Raw genomic sequence first — 22263 nt, 5'->3', positions numbered from 1 at the left:
CCTAGTTGACCGACGGCGTATGCGCCTGAACCGGCGGACCGTCTCGCATCGTTCCATGATACGCCGCCAATATGACAGTCATTCTTGCATGGCAGGCAGCCGATGTATCGACCGTTTTGGGCGCGAGCAATGGCACACTAGCGCCTGAACGCGCCAGCCGGCTGCCGCCCGTATTGCACATCGAACGCTCGAACGCCCGCATGAATGCTGCCACCCTGCAAAGACCGCCCTACGGCTCCGACTTCACCGGCCTCGTCTGCGGCTTTCGATTCCCTGTCGATGAACCGGGCGAACCGATCGACGCCGAGGCCGCCAGCGAATGGCTCGCCCGCGACGATACGGCCAAGGAGTTCATCTGGCTGCACTTCGATCTTGCGAACAGCGCGTGCGAACGCTGGATGCGCACGCGCCTCGGCGTGCCGGACGCGTTCTTCGACACGCTGCACGAAGGCTCGCACTCGACGCGCATCGAGCATCAGGAGGGCGCGCTGTTCGCGGTCATCAACGACGTCATGTTCAACTTCGAACTGACGCCGTCGGAAATCGCTACGCTCTGGGTCTATACGCATCAGAAACTGCTCGTTACGGCGCGCATGAAGCCGCTGCGTTCCATCGATTCGCTGCGTGAATCGGTGCGGCGCGGCGAGGTGTTTCGTTCGCCGGCGGAACTGCTCGCCCATTTGCTGCGCGATCAGGCCGATCTTCTCGTGCAGATCGTGCGGCGTACGAGCGCGGACGTGGACGGCATTGAAGACCGCTTTCTTTCGACGCATTCATCGAAGACGCGCTCCGACCTCGGCGCGCTTCGGCGCGTGCTCGTGCGCCTGCAGCGGCTGCTCGCGCCCGAGCCTGGGTCCGTGTTCCGCCTGCTCGCACGGCCGCCGCGCTGGCTGCACGCGCAGGACATTCAGGATTTGCGCGACGCAACCGAAGAGTTCTCACTGGTGCTGAACGACCTCGCGGGCCTCGTCGAGCGCATCAAGCTCTTGCAGGAAGAGATCGCGACGCGCATGGACGAACAGAGCAACCGCACGCTGTTCACGCTGACGCTCGTGACCGTGCTCGCGCTGCCGATCAACATCGTCGCCGGCTTTTTCGGCATGAACGTGGGCGGCATTCCGCTCGCGGAGAATCATCACGGATTCTGGCTGCTCGTGCTCGTCGTCGCGACTTTCACGGCGCTCGCCGGATGGTGGGCTTTCCGGCGGCGGCGCGATATGTGAGCGTGTCCGGGCGTTACAGTCCGAGGTCGCTCAGGCCCGGATGGTCGTCGGGCCGGCGGCCGAGCGGCCAGTGATACTTGCGCTCGGACTCCTTGATCGGCAGGTCGTTGATGGACGCGTGACGATGCGTCATCAGCCCCGCCTCGTTGAATTCCCAGTTTTCGTTGCCGTAGCTGCGATACCAGTTGTTCGAGTCGTCGTGCCATTCATACGCGAAGCGCACCGCGATGCGGTTGCCCGTGAACGCCCACAGTTCCTTGATGAGCCGGTAGTCCAGTTCGCGCACCCACTTGCGTTGCAGAAACGCTTCGACTTGCGCGCGCCCCGTGACGAACTCCGCGCGATTGCGCCAGCGCGTGTCTTCTGTGTAAGCCAGCGCGACGCGCTTCGGATCGCGCGTGTTCCAGCCGTCTTCGGCGAGGCGGACCTTTTGCGCGGCGGTTTGTGCATCGAACGGCGGAAGAGGCGGTCGGGATTCCATTGCGGCTCCTTGTCGGTAGATGGTAGACAGATCTGTCTACTCGCAGCACTCTAGCCCAGGTAGACGAACCTGTCTACAATCGACGCCATGAACTTCATCGAACCTTCCACGGATGACGCCGGGCTTTCGCCCGATGCGCGCATCCTTCGCACCGCGCACGACCTTTTCTATCGCGATGGCATACGCGCAACCGGTATCGACCGGGTGATCGCGGAATCGGGTGTCGCGAAGAAAACGTTCTATCGCTACTTTGCCAGCAAGGACGATCTGATCGTTGCGTTCCTGGAGTTTCGGCACGACAACTGGATGACCTGGTTCCGCGACGCCCTCGCGCGTCACGGCGGCACGCTGTCGGCGCTCGTGCCGGCGCTCGCGGAATGGTTCAGTCAGGAGACTTATCGCGGCTGCGCGTTCATCAATTCGGTGGTCGAAGTCGGCGGCACGCTGCCGCAAGCCGTGGATATCGCGCGACGGCACAAGCGCGACATGACCGCCGCCATTCGCGCGCTGATGCCCGCCTCACGCACCGCGAAGGCCGACGCCGAGGCGCTGGCGCTTGCGGTGGATGGGGCGATTGTCGCCGCGCAATTCGCCGATGCCCCCGCCGATGCATTGAAGGCGCTTGCACGGCTCGTGCGCGCCGTGCGGCGGGGTGCGAGTGCCGAGCCGCGCTAGCCGCAAGCCCCCACTTCTCCGCAAGCGGTGCAGAAATCGCAACCGTCGCGGCGAATGACCGCGTTTGCGCCGCACGTGGCACATTTGCGTCCATGCATGAGTTCAAGGCCGTTCGGATCACTGGGCGATGCATCGGAGTCCGCAGCATCTTCATTGATGACGTCGTCTTCCGCCGTCAACGCACGCACTGGTTGTGCGCCCTCGCTGCGCTTCTTCGCCAGCACGCGCGACGGCACCTGATTGCCCTCGGCATCGAGAAAGCCGCGTCGATGCAAAATCTGCTGGATGGCAAACGCCAGCGCCGCGACTTCCGAATCGTGCCAGCGCGGACTGCGATGACCGTCGAGCCGCTCGACATCGCCAAGCCGCACCTGTCCCCGATCCCACGACACCTTGCGCATGTCCTGCAGCGTGCGCGCCGCGAAACCGCCGCGTGCTGCAAGCGAAAGCGAACGCATGGTCGCGGTGATCCACTGCTGCGATTCGTCGCGCTGCCCCGTTGGAATGAAGAACTCGATGGGTCGCTCGATGGTCACGTCCTCGCCCGCAATGCGCCCCGTCACTTCGATGAACGAGACCGCGAGATACAGCGACTTCTTGCCGGCCTGCGTCAGATATTCGACCTTCTCGATGATCGCGGGCAACTCACCGCGCGGCCGATGATCGATCGCTATGCGCAACGGATCGAGGTCCAGCTCGGGATCGGGTGAATCGCTCGGCGTTGTTTCCGGCGTGACCGACAGCACCGCGCCCAGCGTCTCGTTCGGCCGGTACGTCGCGAGTCCCTTCAGGCCGCGTCGCCAGGCATCGAAATAAAGGTCCTGAAACTTGTCGAACGGGTAATCTGCAGGCACGTTGACCGTCTTCGAGATCGACGTGTCGACGAAAGGCTGGACCGCCGCCATCATCTCCAGATGATCGTGCGCGGACATCTGCAACGCATTCACGAAGTATTCCGGCAGTGCGTTCACGTCCCCGCCCATCTCGCGATACAGCCGATACGCATGATCTTCGACCGCGAAGCTCTGGCGCGATCCGTCCGCCATGCGCTTGGTGCGCTGATACGTCCATGAGAACGCGGGCTCGATGCCATTCGATGCATTGTCCGCGAATGCAAGGCTCACGGTGCCGGTCGGCGCAATGGAAAGCAGGTGACTGTTGCGGATGCCATGCAGGCGTATCGCGCTCTTGATGTCGTCCGGCAGGCGCGATGCGAAGGTGCCTTGCTCGAGATACCGCTTCGCATCGAACAGGGGGAACGCGCCACGTTCGCGCGCCAGATCGACGGATGCGCGATACGCTTCGTCGCGCATCGCACGGCCCACGCGTGCGGCGAAATCGCGGCCTTCCTGTGTGTCGTAACGCAATCCAAGCATGACGAGCGTATCGCCGAGACCCGTGAAGCCGACGCCGATGCGCCGCTTCGCGTCCGCCTCCCGCGCCTGTTCCGTCAGCGGCCAGAGCGTGACGTCGAGCACATCGTCGAGGAAGCGCACCTGCGTGCGTGTGGCGCGCCCAAGACCGTCCCAGTCGAATGCCGGCACGCCGCCTCGCATCTGCGCGAAGGGTTCACGCACCAGCCGCGTGAGGTTGATCGGCCCAAGATTGCAGCAGCCATAGGCGGGCAAGGGTTGCTCGCCGCAGGGATTCGTCGCGCGGATGGATTCCACCGCGCGCAGGTTGTTATCGCCATTCATGCGTGAGATGAACACGACGCCCGGCTCCGCGACATCATAAGTAGAACGCATGATCGTGTTCCACACCTCGCGCGCCTTGACCTCGCGATACACCCACAGACCGTCGTCGCGCTGACGGATATCCGCCGATGTTCGCTGCGCCGGCGATGGCTCCGCCTTGTGCACGAGCTGCCAGATCGCATCGTCGGCGACGGCCTGCATGAATTCATCGCTTACCGCGACAGAGACGTTGAAGTTGTTCCAGCGCCCTTTCGTGTGCTTGGCCGCGATAAATTCGAGCAAGTCCGGATGCGTGCAGTCCAGAATGCCCATCTGCGCGCCGCGTCGCGCGCCCGCGCTTTCGACCGTGCGGCACGATGCGTCGAACACGTCCATGTAGCTGCACGGCCCGGATGCGGCGGAACCCGTCGAATGCACGCGCGCCCCGCGCGGACGGATCGCCGAGAAGTTATAGCCCACGCCTCCGCCGCGCCGCATCGTCTCCGCGGCTTGCAGAAGCGCGACATAGATGCCGGGCAGGCCGTTGTCATCGACGCCCTGTATCGCATCGCCGACCGGCTGTACGAAGCAGTTGATGAGCGTTGCATCGATGCCCGCGCCCGCCGCGCTCATGATGCGCCCGGCGCCCAAAGCGCCGCGTTTGAAGTTGTCGACGAACTCCGCCTCTATCTTCGCGCGCACTTCCGCCGGCTCTGCAAGGGCCACACCACGAGCAACGCGCCGGTAGATATCGTCGACGCGCGTCTCGTCGCCCTTGGCGTATTTCTCGAGCATCACGTCGGTGGAAAATTGCTGCGGCGCTAACGCGGTACTGGGATTGTCTTCGGCCATGTCTGATCCTATGGTATGTCGGGGCTTGCCATGATTCGCAAACACGATGCCCGACGATAGCGCGATTTCCCCGCCCTCGCCACCGAACCGCTACACTCGCCCTCGCAACATTCACCACGATATAAAACCATCGCATGAATTCGCCGCACCTGCCGTTCTTCGGCATTTCGGGCCGCTCCGGCCAGGGAAAAACGACTTTGATCGAGGCGTTGCTGCCGTGGTTTCGCGCGCACGGTCTCGCCGTGAACGTCATCAAGCACAGCCATCATTCGATCGAATTCGAGCCGCCCGGGAAAGACAGTGCGCGGTTTCGTCGCGCCGGCGCGGGCGAAGTGCTGATCGCCTCGCCCTACCGCTACGCTATCCTCCATGAACTGAACGACGAAGCGGAGCCGCCGCTTGCCACGCTGGCCGCGCGGCTGTCGCAGGCGGATATCGTGATTGTCGAAGGCTTCGCGCGTGAAGCGATGCCCCGGCTGGAAGTCGTGCGGCCATCGACGGCGACGGAGCCGCTCTTCAAGACGGACGTGGATGTTCTCGCCATCGCAACGGACGGTGCATCGTCGATCGACACGACGCTTCCGACGCTGCCGCTCGATGACATACCGCGCATCGGCGCGTTCATTTGCAAAACGTTGGGCATTGCGTTGAAGCCTTAGGCAAGCCGCGCAATCAATTCGCGATGCTGCGGAAAGCGCGCTTGCAATTCGCCTGGCGCCGCAAGCTCGAACTCACTGAACTCGAAACCCGGCGCAACGGTACAGCCAACCAGCGCCGCGCCCGTTGCATCGCGGCATTCGGCGGCGAACCAGTCGCCCGCCTTGACGACGGCCTGAAAAACCGCGTCCTCATGCACGAGCGCGTCGCCCAGCCGATGCGTCAGCAGCGCCCCGTTTGCGTCGAGCACATGCACGTCGACCGGATCGCCCGCATAGAAGTGCCAGACCTCGTCCGAGCGAATGCGATGCCACGCGGAATGCGCGCCATCGCAAAGAAGATAGTAAATGGCGGTCGAAGCCGAACGCGCTTCGTTCGATGCTTCCCGCAACACCCGATGACCCGCGCGATACGTCTCGCGAAAATAGCCGCCTTCCGGATGCGGTTTCAATTCCAGGCGCGCGATCAGCGCCTGACTGTCGATCGCTTCGTGCATGGTCGATTCCCCTTTCGCAAGTTTCGCGTATTCTGCACGTTCCACGGGCGCTTCACTCTGCGTTATGAGCGACATCACCATTTCCGTCACCGACTGGATCGACGAATCGTTCGAGGCCGAGGTCGCGGGCGGACTCGCGGCGTTCAACGCATCGCAGCTTGGACCGAGCGGGCATCGTGATCTCTCGGTATCGCTGTATGCCGATGACGACTTCGTCGGCGGACTGGCCGGCTTCACCGCGTGGGACTGGCTTTTCGTCAAATGGCTGTGGATACGCGACGACATGCGTGGCCGCGGACTCGCCGCGCGTGCGCTCGAAGCAGCCGAAATTGAAGCCAAACAGCGCGGCTGCCGCGCCGCCTGGCTCGACACGCTCAACCCGAAGGCACGTAATCTTTATGTGCGCTGCGGCTATGAGACTTTCGGCGAGCTTGCCGATTTTCAAGGCGGACACTCGCGCTATTTTCTGCAGAAGCGCTTCTGACGAGCCTTCAAGACCGCGCATTCGCGTGTGTCGATGCCATCGCGCCTTACATTTTTTTTCGGCGATGCTCAAGCCTGTATGCTCCGTGCCGTTAGCCCGGTAAGGAGCGATTGCTTGACTAACAACTGAACGCGGACTCAGGCCCCCAGCGCGGCGGCCTGAATGCCCTATAAAAATGGCCTGGAGCGCCGATGAGTGTGTTTTCCGCGTATAACGCGACGCCGATTCCGGCTGCAATCGCGGCCCGGACGGACGACGTGACCGAATTGACCGACGCTCAGCCCATCGAAGCGCTGCTGCGCGATGCCGTGTCGATGGACTGCAGCCGCGAGTGGGCATGGTATCGCGCGGGCGAGCAGTTGCACCTTGCGCATCGCGGCGACGCGTCCCAGAAATGGCCCCGCAGCATCCCGGAGGAAGGGCTGGATGAGCAATGCGCGGCGCATGGCTGGCATCGCTGGCCGACCGGGCGCGGTGAAGCCGTGCTCGGATGGCTCGTCGCGCCGGCGGCGCACAAAAACGATGCACAACTGGCCGGCCTTGCGCGGCGTCTCGGCGAACGGGTGCAGGCTGACGCGCTGGCCCGTGCACAACTGACTCAACGCGTGTTGTATGAGATTGCCTACCTCGCAAGCTCGGTGCGCGACCGCGCCGAGTTTCTTCGTTGCGTGCACGAGCGCCTCGGCACGCTGATCGACGCTGAAAACTTCTATCTCGCGCTCTACGATCGCAAGACCGGCAGAATCACGTATCCGTATTACGTCGACGTCATCGATACCGACGTGCAGGCCGCCGAGAATTACGACATTCTCGATCCGTCGCATCTCTCGATGACAGGCCGCGTGCTGACGAGCGGTCAGCCGCTCTTCGTCACGCACGCCGACATTACCGCCGCCGAGCGCGACGGACGCTTCCACTGCCTCGGCGACCGCCCCGAATTCTGGATGGGCGCGCCGCTCAAGAACGCATCGGACGAAGTGTTCGGCATGCTCGCGATGCAGGTCTACGACGTGTCGCGCATTTACACGGCCGAGGACCGTGCGCTCTTTCTCGTCGTCGCGCGTCACGTCGCCATGGCGCTCGATCGCATTCTTCACCGTGCTGATCTCGAAGAACAGGTTGCGCGGCGCACGTCCGAGCTTTCGCAACTCAACGCGGCGCTGCGTCATGGCATCGCCGAGCGCGAGCGGTCGGAGCACTTGCAGGCCGCGCTTTATCAGATCGCGGAACTGTCGAGCCGGCCCGGCGACATGATGGAGTTCTTTCGCAGCCTGCACGGCATCGTCGGCGAGCTGCTCTATGCGCGTAATTTTTATATCGCGCTGATCGAACCGGAAACGGGCGAAGTGTCGTTTCCCTATTACGTCGACGAGATCGTGCTCGAACGCCCTGCTCCGCGAAGCGGCCAGCGCGGGCTGACCGAGTATGTGATCGGCGAGCGGCGCGCACGGCTGATCGACCATCAGGAAGCCATGCGGCTCATCGACGAAGGCGCGTTCGAGACCGAAACGGGCACCGTGCGCCTGCGTTCATGGCTCGGCATTCCGCTCTTCGACGGCGACGTCGTGCGCGGCGTGCTGGCCGTGCAAAGTTACTCGCCGCTCGTGCGCTATTCACTGCGCGATCAGGAATTGCTGACCTTCGTATCGCGTCATATCGATACTGCATTGTCGCGCCGCCGCGACGCCGAAGCCTTGCATGCGGCGAATCTCGAACTCGAAGCGCGCGTGCAGGCCCGCACGCGCGAACTCGATGAAGCCAATGCGCGTCTGCTCTACGAGAACGCGCATGATTCGCTGACGAGCCTGCCCAACCGTAGCCACCTGATGCAGCGGCTTCGCGGCGCATGGAACGACTATCGCACGCGCGGGCACGAGCTGTCGGTGATGTTCATCGACCTCGATCGCTTCAAGGTCGTGAACGACAGTCTCGGGCATCACTTCGGCGACATGCTGCTCGTGCAAGCCGCCGCGCGCCTGCGCGACTGCGTGCGCTCCAGCGACCTGCTCGCGCGCCTCGGCGGCGATGAGTTCGCGGTGCTGTCCGTGAATGCGCCGGTCCACGATGCGGTCGCGATTGCAAGGCGCATTCTCGCTGCCTTCGATTTGCCGTTTCATATCGAAGAGCATGTCGTCTTCTCGTCGTGCAGCATCGGCATCGTTACCGCAGACAGTCAGTTTCATACCGAGCCTGCCGATCTTCTGCGCGATGCCGATACGGCGATGTATCGCGTGAAGAATGCGGGACGCGACAGCTTCGTCGTTTTCAATCAGGAACTGCGGCGCGAAGTGTCGGATCAGGTGGAACGCGAAGGCGCGCTGCGCAACGCAATGAAGCGCGACGACGAATTGGTGCCCTATTTTCAGCCTATCGTCGATGCCAGCAGCGGCGAAGTCGTCGCACTGGAAGCGCTCATACGCTGGCGTCAGCCGGATGGAAGCATCGTGGGGCCAGGCGAATTTTTGCCGTCCGTCGAAGGGCTCAGGCTGATCGGCCGCCTCGATCTTTATATGCTCGAACGCGTGGCCGCTATTCTTTCGAACGAGCGTTACGCTCACTGGCCGCCGGTGCACGTGAATTGTTCGAGCTATAGCATGACGCGGCCCGAGTTCGCGGATGACGTCCTTGCCTTATTGCGGCGCTATTACGTTTCGCCTTCGCGTGTATGTCTCGAACTCACCGAAGGCGCGCTCGTCGCCGAGCCGGATCTGGCGCGCCGCACGATGCAGCGTCTTGCCGATAACGGCATGTCCGTGGTGCTGGATGACTTCGGCTCGGGATTTTCATCGCTCAGCTATGTGCATCAGTATCAATTCAGCGGTCTCAAAATCGACAAGTCATTCATTCTCGAACTGACTGAAAGCGCTCGCAGCCGCGCGATCGTGCGTGCAATCGTAAGGATGGCCGAGTCGCTCGACTTGACGCTCGTCGCTGAAGGCGTGGAAGACGCAGCCACGCTAGCCGTGTTGCGTGAGATGGGTGCGGCGCAGGCGCAAGGCTATTTCTTCGCCAAGCCGCTGCCGTTGCACGCACTCACTCGTGCATCGCTTGCGCCGCGTGCGACGAACAGCGCGGCGCTGTGAAGCGCGTTGCGTTCAAGGCATGCCGCCCATCGACGGCGAGATGATGCTGCCCGGCTCGCCGCCGAGCGCACTGTCGCTTGAGACAGCGGCGCGCGTCGATAACGGCGCGTGGTCGGCCGCGCAAGTTTCGACGGTATCGCTGCCCAAACACTGCTGGAACGCGTCGGCTTTGTCCTTGCTGTCGAACGTGTAGATCGTGCTCTCGACCTTGACTTCCATGTCCGAGATGCGGTCTGCGCTAATGGTCATCTGCTTGTCCTCCTTTTTTGTGTGTCGATCGGTGGAAGCAGTGCAGCATCAAACGCGCCCGCAGACGGGTACGTGTGTTGCTGCCGATATCGGCGTTATCGTCACATCGAAAAGGAGGCGTTATGTCTCAGCATCCCGCGCAGTCGCAGGATCAGCGGCATGAGGACGAACCGCGCATGGATGAGATCGCTCAGGCACTGAAGGGCGCCGAATATCCAATGGGCAAGGAAAAACTCATTGCGCTCGCGCAGCGCAACGGAGCGAACGGTGAGGTATTGGCGCTGCTTCGAAAAATGCGCGATCACAAATACGACAGCGATGCCGCGGTATTGCGCGAAGCGTCGCGCGCCGAATGACTTTCGACAAGGAAACGCAATGGCTCAAACACCGGAAGCACCCGATACGCATGACAAGCCCCATGCACCGGGCGGCAATGAACTGAACAACATTACGCCTGAAGAAGCTGACAGGGTAATCCCTCGTCCCGGTGAGGCACTGGAACGCGATGAAGCGACAGACCCGGACAAAGCGAGCGTAAACCCTGACGACTCAGGCAATCGGCCGAGACCGCTATAAATAAATTAAATGAACGGCCAGGCGATTTCCAATCATGCAAGCGCCAAACTCCGCTAGCATGTAAGAGCGTCGAATTAGGGCGCGGCTTTGCACGGCGCTTGCATTAGAACACCGCGCAACGGCCCGGCATGCGTCAGGCCGCTTCTTGCACAAGGAGGCTTTATGAAGTGGGAAACACCGAGCTTCACCGACATGCGTTTTGGCTTCGAAATCACGATGTACATTGCCACGCGCTAATCGGCAAAAAGAACGGCCGCGATAAGCGGCCGTTCTTTTTGCTTGTCATGCGTTTGCGTTAGTTCGCGCGTGGAGGAACGTCCTGGCCTGTCTGAGGGCCTTGGCCGCCCTTGCCAGCTGGCTCAGGCCGGTCGCCGGAGCCCAGCGGTACCTCAGCGGTCTGATGCGGGTCCTGTTCCAGACGCCGGTTTTCCGGTTCGACCTCGCCCGCATTCGGCTGTCGAACACCTTGCTTCGGATCGCCACCCGTTGCCGCGCCCGGCCCCGGCAGATTCCCGATAGACCCGCCACCGCTCGCACCGCTGCCGGCATCGCCGAGCGGCTTATCTGTACTGCCTTCCCCTTCCAAACGTTCGTCGATACCCATTGCAGGTCTCCTGTCGAGTTGATAACTCGAAACTCAGCAACGCGCATTCCACTCCAATCTGGAAAGGTCCGCTAATTGCTCCGCGCTCAGCATTAATCGACGGAGAGTGCGATGCCTCGTTCCCTTCGAACGCCCTTTCGTGCCGCGCGTAGTGCGTTAAACGCCTGACCCTCATGGCGACGATCAAACAACCCGGCGTCGAACCGGATCAAACGCCAGAATCGCTCGATACGTGTCACCGCTGCGCGCTCTACAAGGATGCAACGCAGGGTGTGCCCGGTGCAGGCCCGAGTCACGCGCCATTGATGATCGTCGGTGAGCAGCCTGGCGATCAGGAAGACCTGCAAGGCAAGCCCTTCGTCGGTCCCGCGGGTGCAATGCTCGATCGCGCGCTGGAAGAGGCAGGCGTCACGCGAAAAGACGTCTATGTCACGAACGCGGTCAAGCATTTCAAGTGGGAACCACGCGGCAAACGACGCATGCACAAGACACCGGCGCAGCGCGAGATCGACGCGTGCCATTACTGGATGGACCGCGAAACCGCCGATATCGATCCGAAGGTCATCGTCGCGCTCGGCGCAACTGCGCTTAAATCCGTATTGAGCGATTCGAAGGCAAAGTTGCAGGCTTCGATGGGCCATCCGATCGAACATGACGGACGCGTGGTCATAGCGACTTATCACCCGTCGTATGTATTGCGCGCGCCCGACCCTGAGACGCGGCATGCCGCGTATCAGGCCATCGTCGATGCGTTGCGCGAAGCGCATCGTTTGCTCAAGCCTAAACGTTGATCGGGATATCTGATGGCAACGACTCGCAAGAACACGAAGACAGGCAGCACGCGCCAACGTCATGCGCTCGCGAGCGATCGCAAGAAGAAGACGAGCAGTGCATCGAAGAAGTCCGCCAAGCCGAAAAATGCCAATCATCGCTGGTCGCATCATGTGATGGAAACCAGCGATGCGATGGATATCGAACGCGACATCTTCAAGACCGGCAGCGCCGAAGAAATTGCTCAGTCGCTCAAGCATTCTTCGACGAGCAGCACGCGGCGCAAAGGCACGCCGTATCAGTCGGCCATGTCGATGCTCAACTTCTATATCAATCGCGCGGGGCGCAATTTGCCCAAGACTCGCCGCAATATATTGGAGCGTGCAAAGAAACACTTGCGCGATGCGTTTGGCCGCAAGCCTTGATCGCGTCGTGACTTAGTGGGAACACAAGTTGCTGTAAGGCGTTCAACCGACAAGGAGACGACCATGGCGCAAGAACCTCCTCTCAGTCCCGGGGACGAAGCCGAACCCGGCGTGCCCGGCACCGGCGAAGACCTCTGCCCCGATTGCAACGGCACCGGCAAGCAAAACGGCGGCGACTGCCCGACCTGTGACGGCACGGGCAAAGTCATACAAGGCATCGGCGGGGGCTGATGAAGCGCCGCATCGATCGGCTGGCGGCTGCAGCGATAGCCGTCCTCGCCCTTGCAAGCCCGGCAGCCAGCGCCGACGATTACCCTCCCGGCTTCGGCCCGAATCCGTCGCTACCCGCGCCGAAACGGGCGCTATTGCCGACGGTGAACATCGCGCCCGCAAAACCGTGGGGGCAAGGTCAGAAGCCCGTTCCGGCGGAAGGCTTCGGCGTGACCGAGTTCGCTTCAGGACTCGATCATCCGCGCTGGCTCGCGACGCTTCCCAACGGCGATGTTCTTGTCGCCGAGAGCAACACGCCTGCAGAGCACGATGAGAACGCGGGCCTCAAGGGCGTCATCACGAAGAAGGTGATGAAGCGCGCGGGCGCTGCGGGGCCGAGCGCCGACCGCATTACCTTGCTGCGCGATGCCGATGGCGATGGCATCGCCGAAACGCGGACGGTCTTCATCGATAAGCTGCATTCGCCCTTCGGCATGGCGCTTGTCGGCGACTATCTCTATGTTGCGAATACCGATGCCGTCGTGCGCTTCCGGTATCAAAGCGGCGACACGCAGATCGCATCACCGGGCGAAAAGTTCATCGACCTGCCTGCTGGCCCGATCAATCATCACTGGACCAAGAACATCATCGCGAGTCCGGATGGCAAGCGGCTGTACGTGACGGTCGGCTCGAACAGCAATGCAGCGGAAAACGGTATCGACGCCGAGAACGGCCGCGCGGCGATCATGGAAGTGGATATCGACACAAAAGAATCGCGGCTCTATGCAACAGGCTTGCGCAATCCCAACGGCATGGCGTGGCAGCCGCAGACCGGCGCGTTGTGGACCGCTGTCAATGAGCGCGATGAACTCGGCAACGAGCTCGTGCCCGACTATATGACGGCCGTAAAAGACGGTGGCTTCTATGGCTGGCCATATAGCTATTATGGCCAGCACGTCGATGACCGCGTGAAGCCCCAACGCGCCGAACTCGTGGACGCGGCGATCGTTCCCGACTATGCGCTCGGCGCGCATACCGCATCGCTCGGACTCGCGTTCTACGATGCCAAAGCGTTTCCGCAACACTACTGGAACGGCGCGTTCATCGGTCAACATGGATCGTGGAACCGCAAGCCCAAGAGCGGCTATAAAGTCGTGTTCGTGCCATTCGAAAACGGCAAGCCTTCCGGCCCGCCCGAAGACATGCTGACCGGCTTTCTTGGATCGGATGGGCGTGCGCTTGGACGTCCGGTCGGCGTTGCGGTCGATCATGCCGGCGGCCTGCTCGTCGCCGACGATGTCGGCAACACCGTGTGGCGGGTCGCGCCCGCCTCGAAGTAATGGCCGCGCGCAAACCTAAAAAGCAGGCTCCAGCCGAGGCCCCGCCTCAGCCAACGCTCTTCGCGCTCGCGGAGCGGCAGATCGTCGGCTTATACGATGCGGGCGTGCTGTCGCCGGCGGTGCTGCATCACGTGGTAGCTGCTTATGCGGATAGCGGCATCGACTGGAACGAGCCGGGCTCCTTGCATACCGTCGACGACCGCACCGTTCAGGAAGCGGTCGTGCTCATCATGATGCCGGGGCGCGCATTGCGTTCGGCGCAGAAGGATTTCGTGTCGGTGGTCGAGCATCTTGCGGGCAAGAGTGAGCCGAAGGCGCGCGCCACGGACGATACCAACGAAGAGCCTGGCGACGACGAAGACCTGCTCAGCCAGCTGGGCGGCAATCGCAGCGATGAGGGCGGGAAGAAGCAAGAGACATCGTCGCGCAAGCCTGCGGGCTTCAATCCACTGGTCGGCGCGCGTGCACTGCCCAAGCATGCCAAGGGCTAAGTGATTCAATTAATGCGGCACGCCGTCCGCCATCAGATCGCGCAACTCATCCATATTGAACGGCTTGGCGAGAATGCGCACGCCCAGATGCTTCGCGCGTTCGATGTCGTCCGCGTAGCCCGTCATCAGCACGAGCTTCTGCATAGGCAGGCGCTGAATGATCTGTTCTGCCAGGTCGATGCCGTTCATCCGCCCCGGCATCTGCACATCCGACAACACGAGATCGAAACCATAGCCCTCGCCCAATAACGCGAAGGCCGCGTCCGCGCTTTCTTCATGATGGACCGCACAGCCGAATACTTCGAGCACTGCCGTGATGCCGGCCGCAACGTCGACGTTATCTTCGACGAGCAGCACGGACATTCCGCGCAGCGGATGGTCATCGGCAATAGGCGGCTCCGACTCAGGATGATCAGGTTCCCTAACTTCTTCTTGCTTCGACGACGCAGCCGGCCCTTGATAACGCGGCAAATACAAGCGCACCGTCGTGCCCGCGTCCGGCACGCTCGTGATGCGCGCCGTGCCGCCCGCCTGCTCGCAAGCCGCGAGCACTTGTGCGAGGCCGAGGCCCGTACCCGTTCCGCGTTCCTTCGTGGTGAATAACGGCTCGAATGCGCGGCGAAGCACTGGCTCGCTCATGCCCTCGCCGTTGTCCGTGACGGAGATGAGGATATATTCGCCATCGGGCAAGTCGTTCTCCGCGCCGCGCACGCGCGCGTTCTGGCAACGAATGACGATGCGCCCACCATGCGGCATGGCATCGCTCGCATTCACGGCGATGTTGACGAGCGCAAGCTCCAGCTCGACCGCATCGGCCATTACGTTCCACAAGTCCGCGGAGCACTCGACCGTGAGCGGAATAGACGGATGCACGGCGCTTTTCACGGTATCGAGCACGCTTCTGAGCCACGCAGCGGGTTCGATGACTTCCTGCTTGCGCGGATGCTTGCGCGCCACGCTCATCAGCCTTCGCGCGAGCGATTCCGCGCCGGCGGTGGCGCGTTCGACCGCGAGCACTTCGCTCTCGACATCGTTGAAATGCTTGCGACGTGCAAGCGTCATATTCGACGACACCACCATCAGCAGGTTGTTGAAGTCATGCGCGACGTTCGCGACCAGATTGCCGAGCGCGCCCATTCGCCGCAATTGACGGCTCGATGCTTCGACGGATAGGCGCATCGCGACTTCCGCTTGCCAGCGTTCCCATGCCGCCTGTTCCGAATCGAGGCGACGGATCGAGTACGCAATCAGCAGCCACACCGCCATGCAAGGCAGCGCGGCGATCGCCGTGACGAGCGCGAGGTTATGCCGCCATCGCGCTTGCACGGCGGAAGTCGCATAACCGGCTGCAACGTAAAGAGGAAAATCTCCGACACGGCGATAAGCCAGCACGCGTTCGACGTGATCGATAGTCGACGTCATCTGCAAACGGCCATATAGCTCGTTATTGCGGAACGCGTGGGTGAACGGCGTATCGGGCGCGGGCTGGGCGCCGTTGCCGGCTGAAGGGAAGCGCACGAGCAGGCCGCCATCGCGTCGGTAGAGGCCGATGACGAGCGCGTTATCTCCCGCAGCGATCTCGTGATAGAAGTCGGTGAAATAGTCACGCTTCAGCGCAATCGATACGACGCCGAGGAACTGGCCATCGCGGCTGACGCGTCCCATTGTCGCCGTGAAGATGTCGGAGTTCGCGACCTTCCCGCGCAACGGTAGCGAGAAGTACGTGACGGGTGCGATGGCGCGCGCCGAGCGAAAGTCGTCGCGCTCCGCGATGGAGACTTGCGGCGCGGGATACCAGCGGCTGTTCGCCAGCAGCGCGCCATTCGCACCGAACACTGAAATGGCAGCGACTTGAGGCAGCGTGCCGCTCATGTCGTCGAGCGCGCGATGCAGCGCTTGCTGCCGGCTGGCGATGTTCGCATCGTCGCTATCGCCGAGCGTATCGACGACGCGCGTTTCGAGTTGCTGATTGAGATCGAGCACCTTTAGCGCGTGTTCGTTTGCGACACGCGCGAGACGTTCAGTCAGTTCTTCCGCATCGGCGAAACGGCGCTGATAGTCGTAATAGCCATAGATGCAGAGACACGCCATGGGTATTAGCACCGACGTTGCAAGCACGAGCAGCAGCACCCGCCGCGTCAACGCGAAGTTGCGCGATGGGAGCGGCAAATCCAGGGTCCCGTTCTCGGTTGGGTTCAAGCGTTCGGCCTTTTTGTGAGTCGGCCGTATATCGTAACCGGCGCGTGCGTGTAGCGCATAGCCACGCGCGCGTTGTCAGCGATCCTTCACCCTGCCATTTCGCGATCCGGCGTCGACGAGATGCGATGTATCGCGAGGTCCGCGCCGTTGAATTCGTCTTCGCGTTCGAGCCGCAAGCCGACGGTCATCTTGATCGCGCCATAGACGGCGGCGCCGCCCGCGAGCGCGAGCGCCACCGCGCCCAGCGTGCCGATGCATTGCGACCACACCGACACGCCGCCGATGCCGCCGAATGACCGTTGTCCGAACACGCCCGCCGCGACGCCGCCCCATGCGCCGCACATGCCGTGCAACGGCCACACGCCGAGCACGTCGTCGATACGCCAGCGGTTCTGAACGCAGGTGAACATCTGCACGAACAACACGCCCGCCACCGCGCCGACGATCAGCGCGCCCAACGGATGCATCAGGTCCGAGCCCGCGCACACCGCGACGAGACCGGCCAGCGGCCCGTTATACGTGAAGCCGGGATCGTTGCGGCCCGCGAACCACGCGGCGAGCGTGCCGCCGACCATCGCCATCAGCGAATTGACGGCGACGAGGCCGCTGATCTTGTCGACAGTCTGCGCGCTCATCACGTTGAAGCCGAACCAGCCGACCGCGAGCACCCATGCGCCCAGCGCGAGAAACGGAATGCTCGACGGCGGATGCGCGGCAATGCGCCCGTCCTTGTGATAGCGCCCGTGACGCGGCCCGAGCAGCAGCACGGCAGGCAACGCAACCCAGCCGCCGAACGCATGCACGACGACGGAGCCTGCGAAGTCATGGAACGGCGCGCCGAAGGTCTGCGCAAGCCAGTGCTGAATGCCGAAACGTTCGTTCCACGCGACGCCTTCCAGCAACGGATAGATGAAGCCGACGATCGCGCACGTCGCGAACAATTGCGGGTTGAACTTCGAACGTTCCGCGATGCCGCCTGAGACGATCGCGGGAATCGCCGCCGCGAACGTCAGCAGGAAGAAGAAGCGCACGAGCGCATAGCCGTTGTGCTCGGCGAGGATATCGGCGCCGTGCATGAACTGCACGCCATACGCGATGTTGTATCCGATGAAGAAGTACGCAAGCGTCGAAACGGCGAAGTCGACGAGGATCTTCACGAGCGCGTTCACCTGGTTTTCACGGCGGACGGTGCCGAGTTCGAGGAATGCAAAACCTGCGTGCATCGCGAGCACCATGGCGGCGCCCAGGAGCAGGAAGAGTGTGTTGGTGCCGGTTTGAAGGGCCTGCATGGCGCGTGGCTTATTTTGAAAAGCGGCGCTTTTTGCAAGTTTCGGGCCATGCTGGCGCACTCTGCATGCAATTGGTGCTCTACCAAGGCTGCACGTGCGCGGGCGCGGTGCGTCTGTCTCACGACGTACGCAGGTTGTAGCTCTTAGTTGGTGCGGAACGAGCGTTTCTGTGCATGCGTTGCACCGCAGGCGTGCATGCAGTATGCCGAATTCAATTCCTTTTAACGCGTGCAAGCGAGAACCCAACGTGTCGATACATTTTTTTCCAAATATTTCCGTAATGTGTAATGATACTGATTCGCATTAACAAACTCCATTATGGCTTGGCCAATAACGCATCCCGCCCGTCGAACATGATGCGCGGGCGGGCGAGGTCGCGTCATCGCTTTCGGCGACGAATCCCGTTTCGCGCCGGTCGGAAATCACTAACAAGTATCGGGGAACGACATGTTGAGGAAAACGCCGCTTGCAGCGGCATGGGTCACTATTGCCGCGGCGCCGATGGCCGCACCGCTTTATGCTCAGACCGCACCGCAAGGCGCTTCAGCCACGCAAGCAGCATCGCCCGCAACGGAAGCCTCTTCCGCCAGTCAGATCATCGCTCAGGACGCCACCCTGCCGGCCGTCACCGTAACCGGACGAAGCGACGCAGCAGCCGACTTCCAGGCGGAAACGTCGAGCGTCGGCGCGAAGGTGCCGACTGCGCTGCGCGACATCCCGCAGGCCGTCGTCGTCGTGCCGAAAGCCGTGCTGCAATCGCAGGCAGTGAGTTCCTTCTCCGACGCCTTGCGCAACGTGCCGGGCGTCACGCTGGGCGCAGCCGAAGGCGGCCAGATCGGCAATAACATCAACTTGCGCGGCTTCACCGCACGCACCGACATCTATCTCGACGGCTTTCGCGACCGGGGCCAGTACTATCGCGATACGTTCAATCTCGAATCGATCGACGTGCTGTACGGCCCTTCGTCGCTGTACTTCGGACGCGGCTCGACGGGCGGCGTCATCAATCAGGTCAGCAAGCAGCCCAATCTGAAGCCGCGCGCCGATGTGTCGTTGCAGGCGGGCACGCATGACCGCTATCGCACGACCGTCGACATCAATCAGCCGTTGACCGATACCGCCGCGTTTCGCATCAACGCATTCGGCCAGTCGCTCGGCTCGACGCGCGATGAGATGAAGAACAAGGATTTCGGCATTGCGCCCGAACTGAAGTTCGGCATCGGCACGCCCACGCAAGTGACGCTGTCCGCGCTGATCCAGCACAACTACGATCAGCCCGACTATGGCATTCCGCCTTTGAACGGCCATCCTGCTCCTGTCGACAGGAAGACCTTCTACGGTTTCACCGACGACCGCACCATTCAGGACGTGCAGACGTTGAACGCGCGCGTCGAACATCGCTTTAACGACATGTTCACGTTGCGCAACCAGACGCAGTTCAGCCACTACAGCACCGAGGCACGCGCGACCAATGCGGCGGCCGTGCTGACCGGTCCGCTCGGCACATCGCCGGCGCTCAGCAACGGCAATTACACGACGCTGCCGCTTTCGTCGTTGTACGTCCGCTTGCAAGGCAAGGACCGCAACATCAACGATCACTCGGTCTATAACACGACCGATTTCCAGGGCAAGTTCGCGACCGGCTTCCTCAAGCACGACATGCTCGTCGGCGTCGATCTGAGCCACGAGACGTACAGCAATCAGAGCTTCACCGCGACGACGCCCGGCCTGCCGTCGAACACACTGGCCATCGTGCCGCTCGTGAATCCGGCCTATACGACGCGTCCATCGAACTATCGCGAAGTCGCGACCAATCTTGCGGAGTCGAGCGCGAACGGCATTGGCCTCTACCTGAACGATACGATTTCGATCGGCGAGAACTGGAAGTGGATCGGCGGCGTTCGATGGGACCGCTACGAAGCATCGATCAACAACTCGATCAACGCGCCGCGTTACGCGACGCAAACGAACTACTTCACGAGCGTGCGTACCGGCATCGTGTGGCAGCCGACGGAATGGCAGTCGTATTACGTGTCGTACGGCACGTCGTTCAACCCGTCTCTTGAAGCGCTCACGCTCACGAACAATCAGCAAAACACGCCGCCCGAGAAGAACCGCTCGTATGAAATCGGCTCGAAGTGGGACTTGCTGAACGGCGGGTTATCCGTGACGCAGTCGCTTTTCAACATCGAGAAAACGAATGCACGCACGCAGGTATCGACGGGTGAATACACGCTCGATGGTGATGTGCGCGTGCGCGGCTATCAGCTCGGCGTCGCGGGGCACATTACGAACAAGTGGCAGCTCTTCGGCGGCTATACGTACATGAACGGCACCGTGGAGAAAGCACTCGACGGCACCACCGGCAATACGCTCGCCAACACGCCGCACAACATGCTCACGCTATGGTCGACGTATAACTTCACGCCCAACTGGGAGTTCGGCGGCGGGCCGTCTTATGTGTCGTCACGCTATGCGGCGAACAATAATTTCGTCAAAGTAGGCGGTTATACGCGCTGGGACGTGATGGCCGCGTATCATCAGAAGCGCTACGATATCCAGTTCAACGTATGGAATATGACGGACAAGAAGTACTACGACGCCCTCATTCCTTCCGATGGCGGACGCGCGGTGCCGGGCATTGGCCGCACGTTCCTTGCGACGGTGAACTACCGCTTCCGTTGATGCGAACGCGCGCCGTTTCAACGATCCACGAAGCGGCGCGCGCGTCGTCTGACTTACCGAATCATGATTCTTTCGATACCGAACGTACTCAGTCCAGAAGACGCAGCAGCGATGCGCGCACGTCTCGATGCCAGCGACTCATGGGTCGATGGCCGCGCCACCGCGGGCTATCAGGGCGCGCCAGTCAAGCGCAATCAGCAGATCGCCGAGGGCTCGCCCATTGCTCGTGAACTCGGCGATGCGATCGTCGGTGCGCTGGAACGGCATCCGCTGTTCATCAGCGCGGTGCTGCCGAACCGTGTGTATCCGCCGCTATTCAACCGCTATGAAGGCGGCATGCATTTCGGCAGTCATGTCGATGGCGCCATTCGCATCGTGCCGGGACATGGTGCGCGCGTTCGCACGGACGTATCCGTCACGCTGTTTCTTTCACGCCCCGAAGACTACGACGGTGGTGAACTCGTCATCGAAGACACTTACGGCGTGCAGGAAGTGAAGCTGCCGGCGGGACACGCAATCGTGTATCCCGCCACGAGTCTGCATCAGGTGCGTCCCGTTACGCGCGGCGCGCGCGTGGCGAGTTTCTTCTGGACGCAAAGCCTCGTTCGCGACGATGCCCAGCGCGCGCTGCTATTCGATCTCGACAACTCCATTCAGCGCCTGAATGCGACCAACGGCGATGAAGCGGCCAAGCGCACGCTCGTCGGCTGTTATCACAACCTGCTGCGCATGTGGAGCGATACGTGATCGCTTAGTGACGCTACCCGAATTCCTTCAGCAAGGCTTCATCGCGTGCAATGACATCCGGAAGATGCGCGCGCAGAAATTCAACCCATGTGCGCGTCTTTGCATCGACGAACTTGCGCGACGCATAGAGTGCAAAAAGATTGGTGTGCTGCAACGTGTGGTCCGGCAGCACGCGCACGAGGGAGCCATCACGCAGGCCGTCGATTGCGGCATAAAGCGGCAATATGCCGATGCCCATGCCTTCGCGTATCGCCACGACGAGCGATTCCGCGATATTCACCTGCACGGTCCCGCTGATGTGCATGGTCTCGCGGCCTTGCGGTCCTTCGAGCGTCCATTCGCGTGCGGGAAACGCAGGGGTTTGCAATGTCAGACAATCGTGGCTGGCGAGATCGGCGGGCTGTGCGGGCGTACCGCGTGCATCGATATAAGCGGGCGATGCGCACAGAATGCTGAAGGTGCTACCAAGCCGATGCGAGATCACCTCCGAATCGGATAACGTTCCCGCCGACACCACCGCGACATCGCTGCTGCCTTCGAAGAGATCGGGCATGCGCTGCGATAGCGTCAATTCCACTTTCACGTCGGGATAGAGCGCACGATATCGCGCGATGGCCGGCAGAATATAGTGCTGCCCGACGCTTGCGAAACTGAACATGCGCAGCGTGCCGGACGGATGCTCATGCGCGCCGCTTGCTTCCTCTTCTGCGCCGTCGATATCGGCGAGTATCTGCAAAACACGCTTCAAATAACGCTCGCCTGCCGACGTCAGCGCGAGACGCCGCGTCGAGCGGTTCATCAATCGCGTGCGCAAGTGAGCCTCGAGTTCCGATACGGCGCGCGACATGGCGCCGGTCGTGGAATTCATCGATTGAGCCGCAGCCGTAAAGCTGCCGGCTTCGATCACGCGGGCAAATACCCGCATGTTCTGTAGGGTGTCCATCGAACCGTCACAGTTGCCAGAGGGACGACATTGTCCGCTCAATTGCCCGAAGCATTGTTATTGAATCTGGAAAGAATGTTCCCTGATTCCCTCATTAATTGATATTG

General features: G+C 61.8%; 23 protein-coding genes. 15 read left to right on the top strand and 8 right to left on the bottom strand.

The genetic code is table 11. The features are described 5' to 3' along the window. Window positions 1-200: 200 nt before the first annotated feature. On the top strand, window positions 201-1223 hold the full coding sequence (locus AB6804_RS17205; protein WP_035968484.1) for a transporter: 1023 nt from the start codon (window positions 201-203) through the stop codon (window positions 1221-1223). A gap of 13 nt (window positions 1224-1236) precedes the next feature. Here the strand turns inward: AB6804_RS17205 and AB6804_RS17200 are convergent, their stop codons facing one another. Next, a complete protein-coding gene (locus AB6804_RS17200) occupies window positions 1237-1704 on the bottom strand; it encodes a DUF1348 family protein (RefSeq protein ID WP_370887464.1) in 468 nt (155 codons plus the stop codon). 87 nt (window positions 1705-1791) lie between these two features. Between AB6804_RS17200 and AB6804_RS17195 the strand changes: the two genes are divergently transcribed. Beyond that, on the top strand, window positions 1792-2379 hold the full coding sequence (locus tag AB6804_RS17195) for a TetR/AcrR family transcriptional regulator (RefSeq protein WP_370887463.1): 588 nt from the start codon (window positions 1792-1794) through the stop codon (window positions 2377-2379). Here AB6804_RS17195 and AB6804_RS17190 read toward each other — a convergent pair. After that, window positions 2376-4907 (bottom strand): adenosylcobalamin-dependent ribonucleoside-diphosphate reductase, encoded by a 2532-nt coding sequence (locus AB6804_RS17190; protein ID WP_370887462.1) that lies wholly within the window; start codon window positions 4905-4907, stop codon window positions 2376-2378. The two genes, AB6804_RS17195 and AB6804_RS17190, sit on opposite strands and share 4 nt — an antisense overlap. Before the next feature lie 134 nt (window positions 4908-5041). On the opposite strand from AB6804_RS17190, the gene mobB reads away from it, so the two are divergent. Then, window positions 5042-5566: a molybdopterin-guanine dinucleotide biosynthesis protein B gene (gene mobB, locus AB6804_RS17185; protein WP_370887461.1), complete on the top strand. Its 525-nt coding sequence runs from the start codon at window positions 5042-5044 to the stop codon at window positions 5564-5566. On the opposite strand, the gene AB6804_RS17180 is transcribed toward mobB, so the two are convergent. Continuing rightward, window positions 5563-6060, bottom strand: a complete 498-nt coding sequence (locus AB6804_RS17180) for a cupin domain-containing protein (RefSeq protein WP_370887627.1) — start codon at window positions 6058-6060, stop codon at window positions 5563-5565. The genes mobB and AB6804_RS17180 overlap by 4 nt on opposite strands. 64 nt (window positions 6061-6124) lie before the next feature. Here AB6804_RS17180 and AB6804_RS17175 point away from each other — a divergent pair, with 64 nt between their 5' ends. Then, window positions 6125-6544 (top strand): GNAT family N-acetyltransferase, encoded by a 420-nt coding sequence (locus AB6804_RS17175; RefSeq protein WP_370887460.1) that lies wholly within the window; start codon window positions 6125-6127, stop codon window positions 6542-6544. Window positions 6545-6735: 191 nt separating this feature from the next. Then, window positions 6736-9627: an EAL domain-containing protein gene (locus AB6804_RS17170; protein WP_370887459.1), complete on the top strand. Its 2892-nt coding sequence runs from the start codon at window positions 6736-6738 to the stop codon at window positions 9625-9627. Window positions 9628-9639: 12 nt separating this feature from the next. Here the strand turns inward: AB6804_RS17170 and AB6804_RS17165 are convergent, their stop codons facing one another. Beyond that, window positions 9640-9876 carry a hypothetical protein gene (locus AB6804_RS17165; RefSeq protein ID WP_370887458.1) on the bottom strand — a complete coding sequence of 79 codons (237 nt, stop codon included), beginning with the start codon at window positions 9874-9876 and terminating at the stop codon, window positions 9640-9642. Window positions 9877-10052: 176 nt separating this feature from the next. On the opposite strand from AB6804_RS17165, the gene AB6804_RS17160 reads away from it, so the two are divergent. The 3 genes from AB6804_RS17160 (at window position 10053) to pqqA (ending at window position 10689) form a co-directional block, all read left to right on the top strand. Beyond that, entirely contained in the window at window positions 10053-10232 is a 180-nt protein-coding gene (locus tag AB6804_RS17160) for a DUF2795 domain-containing protein (protein WP_370887457.1), read from the top strand. Window positions 10233-10251: 19 nt separating this feature from the next. After that, window positions 10252-10452: a hypothetical protein gene (locus AB6804_RS17155; protein WP_188885332.1), complete on the top strand. Its 201-nt coding sequence runs from the start codon at window positions 10252-10254 to the stop codon at window positions 10450-10452. A gap of 162 nt (window positions 10453-10614) precedes the next feature. Next, window positions 10615-10689, top strand: coding sequence for a pyrroloquinoline quinone precursor peptide PqqA (gene pqqA / locus AB6804_RS17150; RefSeq protein ID WP_008353049.1), 75 nt, complete (start codon window positions 10615-10617; stop codon window positions 10687-10689). A 58-nt stretch (window positions 10690-10747) separates the two neighbouring features. Here the strand turns inward: pqqA and AB6804_RS17145 are convergent, their stop codons facing one another. Beyond that, window positions 10748-11056 carry a hypothetical protein gene (locus tag AB6804_RS17145; protein ID WP_075583188.1) on the bottom strand — a complete coding sequence of 103 codons (309 nt, stop codon included), beginning with the start codon at window positions 11054-11056 and terminating at the stop codon, window positions 10748-10750. 173 nt (window positions 11057-11229) lie between these two features. On the opposite strand from AB6804_RS17145, the gene AB6804_RS17140 reads away from it, so the two are divergent. From AB6804_RS17140 to AB6804_RS17120, 5 genes are all read left to right on the top strand, one after another. Then, a complete protein-coding gene (locus AB6804_RS17140) occupies window positions 11230-11847 on the top strand; it encodes a UdgX family uracil-DNA binding protein (RefSeq protein WP_370887456.1) in 618 nt (205 codons plus the stop codon). A gap of 12 nt (window positions 11848-11859) precedes the next feature. After that, window positions 11860-12252 carry a DUF3175 domain-containing protein gene (locus AB6804_RS17135; RefSeq protein ID WP_370887455.1) on the top strand — a complete coding sequence of 131 codons (393 nt, stop codon included), beginning with the start codon at window positions 11860-11862 and terminating at the stop codon, window positions 12250-12252. A gap of 63 nt (window positions 12253-12315) precedes the next feature. Further along, a complete protein-coding gene (locus AB6804_RS17130) occupies window positions 12316-12483 on the top strand; it encodes a hypothetical protein (protein ID WP_167569272.1) in 168 nt (55 codons plus the stop codon). Further along, window positions 12483-13802, top strand: coding sequence for a sorbosone dehydrogenase family protein (locus tag AB6804_RS17125; RefSeq protein WP_370887454.1), 1320 nt, complete (start codon window positions 12483-12485; stop codon window positions 13800-13802). Before AB6804_RS17130 ends, AB6804_RS17125 begins: the two co-directional genes overlap by 1 nt. Then, complete coding sequence (locus tag AB6804_RS17120) at window positions 13802-14293, top strand: hypothetical protein (RefSeq protein ID WP_370887453.1); 492 nt, start codon at window positions 13802-13804, stop codon at window positions 14291-14293. Before AB6804_RS17125 ends, AB6804_RS17120 begins: the two co-directional genes overlap by 1 nt. Window positions 14294-14302: 9 nt before the next feature. Here the strand turns inward: AB6804_RS17120 and AB6804_RS17115 are convergent, their stop codons facing one another. Next, window positions 14303-16492: an ATP-binding protein gene (locus AB6804_RS17115; RefSeq protein ID WP_370887452.1), complete on the bottom strand. Its 2190-nt coding sequence runs from the start codon at window positions 16490-16492 to the stop codon at window positions 14303-14305. Between the two features lie 86 nt (window positions 16493-16578). After that, a complete protein-coding gene (locus AB6804_RS17110; RefSeq protein ID WP_370887451.1) occupies window positions 16579-17781 on the bottom strand; it encodes an ammonium transporter in 1203 nt (400 codons plus the stop codon). Window positions 17782-18228: 447 nt separating this feature from the next. Between AB6804_RS17110 and AB6804_RS17105 the strand changes: the two genes are divergently transcribed. Then, a complete protein-coding gene (locus tag AB6804_RS17105) occupies window positions 18229-20466 on the top strand; it encodes a TonB-dependent receptor (RefSeq protein WP_370887450.1) in 2238 nt (745 codons plus the stop codon). 63 nt (window positions 20467-20529) lie between these two features. Next, entirely contained in the window at window positions 20530-21213 is a 684-nt protein-coding gene (locus AB6804_RS17100) for a Fe2+-dependent dioxygenase (protein WP_370887449.1), read from the top strand. A gap of 13 nt (window positions 21214-21226) precedes the next feature. Here the strand turns inward: AB6804_RS17100 and AB6804_RS17095 are convergent, their stop codons facing one another. After that, the gene (locus AB6804_RS17095; protein WP_370887448.1) at window positions 21227-22156 is read right to left on the bottom strand and encodes a LysR family transcriptional regulator; all 930 of its coding nucleotides are present in this window, start codon (window positions 22154-22156) and stop codon (window positions 21227-21229) included. Between the last annotated feature and the right edge of the window lie 107 nt (window positions 22157-22263).

Origin of the sequence: Caballeronia sp. RCC_10 (genome assembly GCF_041360715.1) — a bacterium.
Classification (GTDB): Bacteria; Pseudomonadota; Gammaproteobacteria; order Burkholderiales; family Burkholderiaceae; genus Caballeronia; species Caballeronia grimmiae.
Note: the sequence above shows the minus strand (reverse complement) of the source record. Positions and strands in the feature narration are given on the sequence as shown.

What these genes read in the sequence shown, in the direction of transcription:
- mobB (WP_370887461.1), top strand. Translation starts at nt 5,042, where the DNA reads ATGAATTCGCCGCACCTGCCGTTCTTCGGCATTTCGGGCCGCTCCGGC.
- AB6804_RS17140 (WP_370887456.1), top strand. Translation starts at nt 11,230, where the DNA reads ATGGCGACGATCAAACAACCCGGCGTCGAACCGGATCAAACGCCAGAA.
- AB6804_RS17180 (WP_370887627.1), bottom strand. Translation starts at nt 6,060, where the DNA reads ATGCACGAAGCGATCGACAGTCAGGCGCTGATCGCGCGCCTGGAATTG.
- AB6804_RS17190 (WP_370887462.1), bottom strand. Translation starts at nt 4,907, where the DNA reads ATGGCCGAAGACAATCCCAGTACCGCGTTAGCGCCGCAGCAATTTTCC.
- AB6804_RS17165 (WP_370887458.1), bottom strand. Translation starts at nt 9,876, where the DNA reads ATGACCATTAGCGCAGACCGCATCTCGGACATGGAAGTCAAGGTCGAG.
- AB6804_RS17105 (WP_370887450.1), top strand. Translation starts at nt 18,229, where the DNA reads ATGTTGAGGAAAACGCCGCTTGCAGCGGCATGGGTCACTATTGCCGCG.
- AB6804_RS17195 (WP_370887463.1), top strand. Translation starts at nt 1,792, where the DNA reads ATGAACTTCATCGAACCTTCCACGGATGACGCCGGGCTTTCGCCCGAT.
- AB6804_RS17200 (WP_370887464.1), bottom strand. Translation starts at nt 1,704, where the DNA reads ATGGAATCCCGACCGCCTCTTCCGCCGTTCGATGCACAAACCGCCGCG.
- AB6804_RS17205 (WP_035968484.1), top strand. Translation starts at nt 201, where the DNA reads ATGAATGCTGCCACCCTGCAAAGACCGCCCTACGGCTCCGACTTCACC.
- AB6804_RS17170 (WP_370887459.1), top strand. Translation starts at nt 6,736, where the DNA reads ATGAGTGTGTTTTCCGCGTATAACGCGACGCCGATTCCGGCTGCAATC.
- AB6804_RS17100 (WP_370887449.1), top strand. Translation starts at nt 20,530, where the DNA reads ATGATTCTTTCGATACCGAACGTACTCAGTCCAGAAGACGCAGCAGCG.
- AB6804_RS17110 (WP_370887451.1), bottom strand. Translation starts at nt 17,781, where the DNA reads ATGCAGGCCCTTCAAACCGGCACCAACACACTCTTCCTGCTCCTGGGC.
- AB6804_RS17095 (WP_370887448.1), bottom strand. Translation starts at nt 22,156, where the DNA reads ATGGACACCCTACAGAACATGCGGGTATTTGCCCGCGTGATCGAAGCC.
- AB6804_RS17130 (WP_167569272.1), top strand. Translation starts at nt 12,316, where the DNA reads ATGGCGCAAGAACCTCCTCTCAGTCCCGGGGACGAAGCCGAACCCGGC.
- AB6804_RS17175 (WP_370887460.1), top strand. Translation starts at nt 6,125, where the DNA reads ATGAGCGACATCACCATTTCCGTCACCGACTGGATCGACGAATCGTTC.
- AB6804_RS17135 (WP_370887455.1), top strand. Translation starts at nt 11,860, where the DNA reads ATGGCAACGACTCGCAAGAACACGAAGACAGGCAGCACGCGCCAACGT.
- AB6804_RS17160 (WP_370887457.1), top strand. Translation starts at nt 10,053, where the DNA reads ATGGATGAGATCGCTCAGGCACTGAAGGGCGCCGAATATCCAATGGGC.
- AB6804_RS17125 (WP_370887454.1), top strand. Translation starts at nt 12,483, where the DNA reads ATGAAGCGCCGCATCGATCGGCTGGCGGCTGCAGCGATAGCCGTCCTC.
- AB6804_RS17120 (WP_370887453.1), top strand. Translation starts at nt 13,802, where the DNA reads ATGGCCGCGCGCAAACCTAAAAAGCAGGCTCCAGCCGAGGCCCCGCCT.
- AB6804_RS17155 (WP_188885332.1), top strand. Translation starts at nt 10,252, where the DNA reads ATGGCTCAAACACCGGAAGCACCCGATACGCATGACAAGCCCCATGCA.
- AB6804_RS17145 (WP_075583188.1), bottom strand. Translation starts at nt 11,056, where the DNA reads ATGGGTATCGACGAACGTTTGGAAGGGGAAGGCAGTACAGATAAGCCG.